The sequence below is a fragment of the Mycobacterium asiaticum genome, assembly GCF_001673365.1.
GTDB classification, from domain to species: domain Bacteria; phylum Actinomycetota; class Actinomycetes; order Mycobacteriales; family Mycobacteriaceae; genus Mycobacterium; species Mycobacterium asiaticum_A.
Genome location: NZ_LZLS01000180.1, coordinates 1 through 6,360, shown reverse-complemented (window position 1 = coordinate 6,360; position 6,360 = coordinate 1). Strand labels below are relative to the sequence as shown.

Sequence of the window (6,360 nt, the reverse complement as noted above, 5' to 3'; positions counted from 1 at the left end):
CTTGCGATCTGGTCGACATCGCCTTCAACAACGCGGGTATCTCCCCGCCCGAGGACGACCTGATCGAGAGCACCGAACTGGCGGCCTGGCAACACGTCCAGGACGTCAACCTGAAATCGGTGTATCTGTGCTGCCGTGCCGCGTTGCGGCACATGGTGCCTGCCGGCCGGGGCTCGATCATCAACACGGCATCCTTTGTCGCGGTAATGGGTTCGGCGACCTCGCAGATCTCCTACACCGCATCCAAAGGCGGGGTGCTGGCCATGTCACGTGAACTCGGGGTGCAGTTCGCCCGTCAAGGCATCCGTGTCAACGCATTGTGCCCTGGTCCGGTGAATACGCCGCTGCTGCAAGAGCTTTTTGCCAAAGACCCCGAACGCGCCGCCCGCAGACTGGTACATGTGCCGTTGGGTCGTTTCGCCGAGCCGGACGAAATCGCCGCCGCGGTCGCGTTTTTGGCCAGTGACGACGCGTCTTTCATCACCGCGTCGACATTCCTGGTGGACGGCGGCATCAGCTCCGCCTACGTAACCCCGCTTTGACGGGACGCACTAGGAGTAGACGAGTCTCCCGTGGACTGCGCGGCCACCGATCATCCGTATCCGCCGCGCCGAACACCGGAAATCGACGGTGACGGGGCTGGGCGGCTCCAACTCGCCCCAGGGCCGAGGTACCGATAGCCTGCCGATTTTCATCCCGCCGCCCCAACGGGCCTGCACACTCACCTTCCCGGTTGCCTTTCGACCGGGACCGCGCGAGGCCGGTCCCTTGCCTTGGAACTGGCCGGGACAATTCAGTAGGTGCATCGGGAACTTCACCGGAACTGCCAGGGCGCCCAGTCTCATCAGCGACGCCGACACGGATGCCAGGGCCGCGTCGAATGCGGTCAACGGTGCCGCTGAAAGTGCCTGTAATGCCTGCGGCAGGACCGAGATCAATTGCGAGCCGGCCGCTAGCACCTCGGGGTCGCCGACCGCGCCGCGATGGGCCATCACAGGCAGGTCCAGGGCAAGTGGCGCCGAGGTGAACGGGGTCACCCGCGACGCGGCCGCAGATGCGTCAGCGTAGGTGTACATAGCGTCGACATCCTGGGCCCACATCTGTTCGTAGTCGGCGTCCATGGCCGCGACCGTCAGGCTGTCTTGGGCCAGCGCGTTATTGCCCGCCACGGATTCGCGACGGGACCGATTGGCCGCGACCACCGACGGGGGAACCACCGCCGCATGGGCCTGTTCGTAGGCGTTCGCGGCCGCCCTGGCGTGTGCGGCGGCCTCCCGTCCTTTTACCGCCGCGGCGTTCAACCACCCGAGGTAGGGTGCCGCGGCCTGGGTCATCGCGATTGCCGCCGTCCCCTGCCATCCACAGTTCAGGCTCGTTGTGACGCAGCGGACGCCGTCCGCCACTTCATTGAGTCCGTCAGCCACCTGGGTCCAAGCGGTGGCGGCGGCCAACAACGATTCCGAGCCGGGACCCGAATACAGGCGGGCGCTATTGATTTCCGGCGCCATCAGCCCGTAATCCATTGTCAGATCACCTGATCTGGGCGGGCCGTTGCGGACAGATCCACAAATCCCAACCTATCGCGACCGAAATTGGTCAACCATAGAAAAAAGATTTGAGTTCGCTTAGAGCAGTTCGATCAAGGGGATCGCGATTTCTGCTTCGGTGCCGGCGCCGTGAAACCCGACGAGGCGAGCCGTCTCCGGCGGTTCGTGTTTGGTCGCCAGCACCGCCGAGTCGCCGGTGCATACGACCACGACGTCGCCGATCCTGGCTAGGTGCCGAGGATTCACGGGTCCGAACATTCCGGAAGCGACGGCGTCGTCTCGGAAGTACACCTCCGCACGTCCCGCCAGCAACTCGGTCCAGGCGGCAAGCACATCAGGGGTTGCTCCCGGCTCGGTGTGCAAATAGCGCACCCTCGGTTCGCCGGCGACCACCCGGACTCCGGCGGTCAGCCGCGGGTCGGCGTCCATGTCAATGCGCGACTCCGGCGAGACGTTGAGGCCACCGTGGTCGGCGGTCACCAACAGTGCCGCGCCGGCGGGTAGCGACTCGGCCAACCTGGACAGCAGCGCTCCGACGCCGACCGCCGCTTTGTGCCACTCGGGTGAGCCGACGCCGAACACGTGCGCTGCGGTGTCCAAGTCGGCGGTGTAGCCGTAGACCAGACCCGGTGCGGCGCGCAGTTCGTCGATCATCCGTTGCGCATAGTCGTCGGCGGCCTGTGTCGGGACGAAGTGCGCGCCGCGATAGGCCGCTTCGGTCAGCCCGCTGCCGATGAACCACTCCGGCAACACCGCGCGCGCACCGATGCCGGCTTCAGCGAGCCGCCCGAACCACGTTGGGAGCGGCTGCCATTCGTCGGGCGGCGGGTTCTCGCGCCACCGGATGTGGCTCAGCACGCGGTCGCTTCCCGGGACATTGAGGGTGAATCCGAGGATGCCGTGCTCGCCGGGTTGAGCGCCGGTGCCCAGCGACACCAGGCTGGTCGGGGTGGTCGACGGAAAGGTGCAGTCCAGCCGGCGCAACTTCCCGGCACTGCCGGTCAACACGGAAGCGAGCAGTGGTGCGTCACCGGCCAACTCCGGCAACAGATGCCAGCCCATGCCGTCGACGAGCACGACCGCGACACGATCGACCCCGCCGGATGAACCCGTCAAGCCCAGCGTGTCAACCGCGTCCGGCGCCCCGAGTAGCGCCGCCGCGCTGGGCAATACGTCGCAGATGGATCCGGGCACGAGGCCAGTGTGGCACGGAATCAGGAGTGTGTGGTCCGAGGTTTCGCCGGCCTCAACGGCTCTACTCCCTGACCCCCCACCTCTGCTCGATTCGTCCGTAACGCCACACCAGCAGCGCGATGGCCCAGGCGGCGACGAACATCCCGACGACGACGAAACCGACCGTGTTCAGGTCGAGAGCGGATAGCGAATCCCAGAACGTGCCGTGCCAGCCGAACTGGCCGGCGAACAGGCCCAGCAACTCCACCGTGCCGATCAGCAGCGCCACCGCCACCGATAAACCGGTGATCGCGATGTTGTAGTAGATCTTTCGCACCGGGTTGGAAAACGCCCAGCCGTAGGCGAAGTTCATGAACGAGCCGTCGATGGTGTCCAGCAGGCACATGCCCGCGGCGAACAGCACCGGCAGGCACAGGATCGCGTACCAGGGCAACCCGGATGCCGCGCTGGTGCCGGCGAGCACCAGCAGCGCAATCTCGGTCGCGGTGTCGAAGCCCAATCCGAACAGGATCCCGAGTGGATACGTATGCCAAGACTTGTTGATGGACTTGGCAAAACGGCCGAGAAAGCGGTTGATCAGTCCGCGATTGTCCAACTGCTGCTCGAGTTGCGCTTCGTTGTAGTCGCCGCGGCGCAATCGGGCGAACACCCGCAGGATGCCGACCAGCACGATGACATTGAGGACGGCGATCAGGTACAAAAAGATTCCCGAGACACCGGTCCCGATCAGGCCGGTGTAGTGGTGCAGTCGGGAGGAATCGTCCTGCACCGGCCCGATTACCGACCGCAGCCCGCACGCCAACAGCAACGCGAGCACGAACACCACCGTGGAGTGGCCCAGCGAGAAGAAGAAGCCGACGGCGAGCGGACGCTGGCCGTCGCTCATCAGCTTGCGGATGGTGTTGTCGATTGCGGCGATATGGTCGGCGTCAAATGCATGCCGCAGTCCCAAGGCGTAGGCGGTGAGCCCGATACCGATACCAAATGCCTTGCCGCCCAAGCTCAGATGTTCGGGCTCAACCACGAAGACCACGGTGATCCAGCCGATCAGGTGCAGCGCGGCTATCACCGCGAACATCGCCGTCAGCCGGCTCCACTCCGCCCGCGACAACGCGTCAAGCAGCCTGGATCGCACGGGAACCGACTGTAAGTTCGAATGCGAACTTCATGCAAATGACTTGCGGCAGCACGTTCAGTGTCGCGTTGTGGTGCTCAGCTAAGACCCAGCAGCGCGTTCTCGACCACCTCGGGTAGGGCCGGATGAATCCAGTACTGGCCGCGGGCCATCTGTCCGACGGTGAGTCCGAAAGTCATCGCCTGGATCAGCGGCTGAATCAGCGTCGAAGCCTGATAGCCCATGAAGTGCGCCCCCAGCAGGCGGCCGGTGCCGCGCTCGGCGATCAGTTTGACGACGCCGGTGGTGTCTTCCATCGCCCAGCCGTAGGCCACGTCGCCGTAGTCCTGGACCTTGACCGAGATATCGAATCCCTGTGCGGCGGCTTGGTTTTCGGTCAATCCAACGCTGGCCAGTTGCGGATCGGTGAAGACCGCAGACGGGACGAAGCGATGATCGGTGATCGCCATTGACTCGGTGTCGTCCCAGTCGCACAGCAAGTTGCGCTGCACGACACGGGCCTCGTGGTTGGCGACGTGTTTGAGTTGATACGGCGAGGAGACATCGCCGAGGGCGAAAACCCCACGCGCCGTTGTTCTTTGGTATTCGTCGACGACGACCCGGCTGGCCTCGACGGCTATACCGGCCTGCTCGGCATCTAGTTGATCGGCGTTCGATATCCGCCCGGTTGCCACCAGCAGTGCGTCCGCGTCGATCGTGGCCCCGTCGTCGAGTGTCAAAGCGATGCCCGAGCCGCGGTTCTCGGCGGCCACGACATTGCGCTGGGTGCGCAACTCCCACTTGCTGGACGCGATGCGGGTGAACCGCTCGCAGATGGCGTCGTCGGTGTCCTTCAGCAATCTGTGGCTGCGGATGACGATGGTGACCCGGACGCCGAGCGCGGAGAAGATATGCGCGAATTCGGCTGCCACATAACCACTTCCGACGATCACCAGATGCTCGGGTAACTCGGGGATGCGCATGATGGTGTCGCTGGTGTGAAAGCGGGCACCGGAGGCGGCGATGGCCGGCGGAACCGTAGGCCGCGAACCTGCGGCGATCACCACCTGCTCGGCGGTGAACTCCGCACCGACCTCGGTGCGCAGCAGGTAGCGTCCGTCGGTCTGCACCGGCCCGAATTTGGTGTGCCCGCGGTACACCTCGATATTGGGCGACGAGCGCCGGTAGTCCTCGCCGCTGGGTCCGATGGGATCGATGCGGCCGAAGATGCGCGAGACGATGTCGTCCCAGCGCACCCCGTCAAGATGCGCGTCGATGCCGTACCTCGACGCGCCGCGAATCGAATTGGCCAACTCGGCTGCGTAGACGAACATCTTGGTCGGGATGCATCCCACGTTGAGGCAAGTGCCGCCAAAGGTGTTCTGCTCGCAGATCGCCACCCGTTTAGCGGCGTAGCGATGATCGAGAATTGTGTTGCCCGAACCGGTTCCGATGATCGCGAGGTCGTAGGCTTCCATCGAGGGCGTCACCCTTTCCCCGAATTCTGCCCTGGCGGAGCCGAGGCGTCGGTGTCATTGCGGCTGCTGAGATACTCGTCGAGCCAACGATCCAGATGGCGATAGGCTATCTGGCGCGGCTGGGCCAGCGACAAGAACACGTCATGTTTGGCGTCCGCGACCGGAATTATGGTGGAGCGGTTGCCGATACAGCCCGACCAGCGGGCGATCTGACTGACGTCGAGAACCGCGTCGCCGTGTTGCAGGGCCGCGGGTCCGGCGTTTTCGTCCACGGTGTGATCCGAGCGCAGGATGAGGTTGGGCACCCCGACATCCAGGCCACGATGCAGGCGCGCCTGGCCGCGCCGCACCGCGTGCAACCAACCGAAGGTGACCGGGAATCCGCCCAACGGCTTCCACTGCAGGTTGTAGTCGAATTCGCCGAAGTAGTCGCGGTGCAAACTGGTTCCGTAGCCGCCGGTCCCACTGCCCCGGGCGACGCCTCGGCTACGCATCCGCGATATCGCGGCGATGGTGGCCGAGGTGACGCCGAGCCGCAGAATTGCCGGGCCGTGTAGGTCCAAAAACGGGCTGTTGAGCACCAGTCCGGCCACGCTGGACCGCGCTTGGCGGCGCAATCGGTCCAGCCATAGCGAGACGATCAGCCCACCCGCCGAATGCCCATACATGAGTACCTGCACGTCGCGGTGCTCGTCGCGGATGAGTCGCAAGGCGTGGTCGAGTTCTTCGTCATAGCGCGCAAGGTTGGTGGTGAAGTGCGGAGTCTGACCCTCTCGTCGCGAACGGCCGCACTTGCGCAGGTCAATCGCGTAAAAGGCGAACCCGCGCCCGGCGAAGTGGTCGGCCAGCGGGGTCTGGAAGAAGTAGTCGGTATAGCCGTGGACGGCCAGCACGGCATGGTTGGCACTTTGGTCGGATCCTGCCGTGGGGCCCCGTCGGACCAGGGTCGCAACAATGTCACCCTCGCCGTCGGGGTCGGCTCCCAGCGGGATCGTGTACTGCCAGTAGCCGGGCAGCACGTCGGGCA

At 64.9% G+C, this 6,360-nt stretch carries 6 protein-coding genes; 1 reads left to right on the top strand and 5 read right to left on the bottom strand.

The window, feature by feature from the left end:
- Nucleotides 1-542: SDR family oxidoreductase (locus tag A5634_RS19420; protein WP_065145659.1), on the top strand; the 542-nt coding region annotated here is incomplete at its 5' end.
- A gap of 9 nt (nt 543-551) precedes the next feature.
- Here A5634_RS19420 and A5634_RS19415 read toward each other — a convergent pair.
- The 5 genes from A5634_RS19415 to A5634_RS19395 all read right to left on the bottom strand — a co-directional run.
- A complete protein-coding gene (locus A5634_RS19415; protein ID WP_065145658.1) occupies nt 552-1,523 on the bottom strand; it encodes a PPE family protein in 972 nt (323 codons plus the stop codon).
- Nucleotides 1,524-1,625: 102 nt separating this feature from the next.
- Entirely contained in the window at nt 1,626-2,741 is a 1,116-nt protein-coding gene (locus tag A5634_RS19410) for an alkaline phosphatase family protein (protein ID WP_065145657.1), read from the bottom strand.
- A gap of 61 nt (nt 2,742-2,802) precedes the next feature.
- Nucleotides 2,803-3,876: a HoxN/HupN/NixA family nickel/cobalt transporter gene (locus A5634_RS19405; protein WP_065145656.1), complete on the bottom strand. Its 1,074-nt coding sequence runs from the start codon at nt 3,874-3,876 to the stop codon at nt 2,803-2,805.
- A gap of 77 nt (nt 3,877-3,953) precedes the next feature.
- Complete coding sequence (gene mtr, locus A5634_RS19400; RefSeq protein WP_065145655.1) at nt 3,954-5,333, bottom strand: mycothione reductase; 1,380 nt, start codon at nt 5,331-5,333, stop codon at nt 3,954-3,956.
- A gap of 8 nt (nt 5,334-5,341) precedes the next feature.
- Nucleotides 5,342-6,360 (bottom strand): alpha/beta hydrolase (locus A5634_RS19395; protein WP_065145654.1); only part of this gene is annotated, 1,019 nt, incomplete at its 5' end.

Excerpts from the sequence above, each read along its gene's own strand:
- A5634_RS19415 (WP_065145658.1), bottom strand. The coding sequence starts at position 1,523 with ATGGATTACGGGCTGATGGCGCCGGAAATCAATAGCGCCCGCCTGTAT.
- mtr (WP_065145655.1), bottom strand. The coding sequence starts at position 5,333 with ATGGAAGCCTACGACCTCGCGATCATCGGAACCGGTTCGGGCAACACA.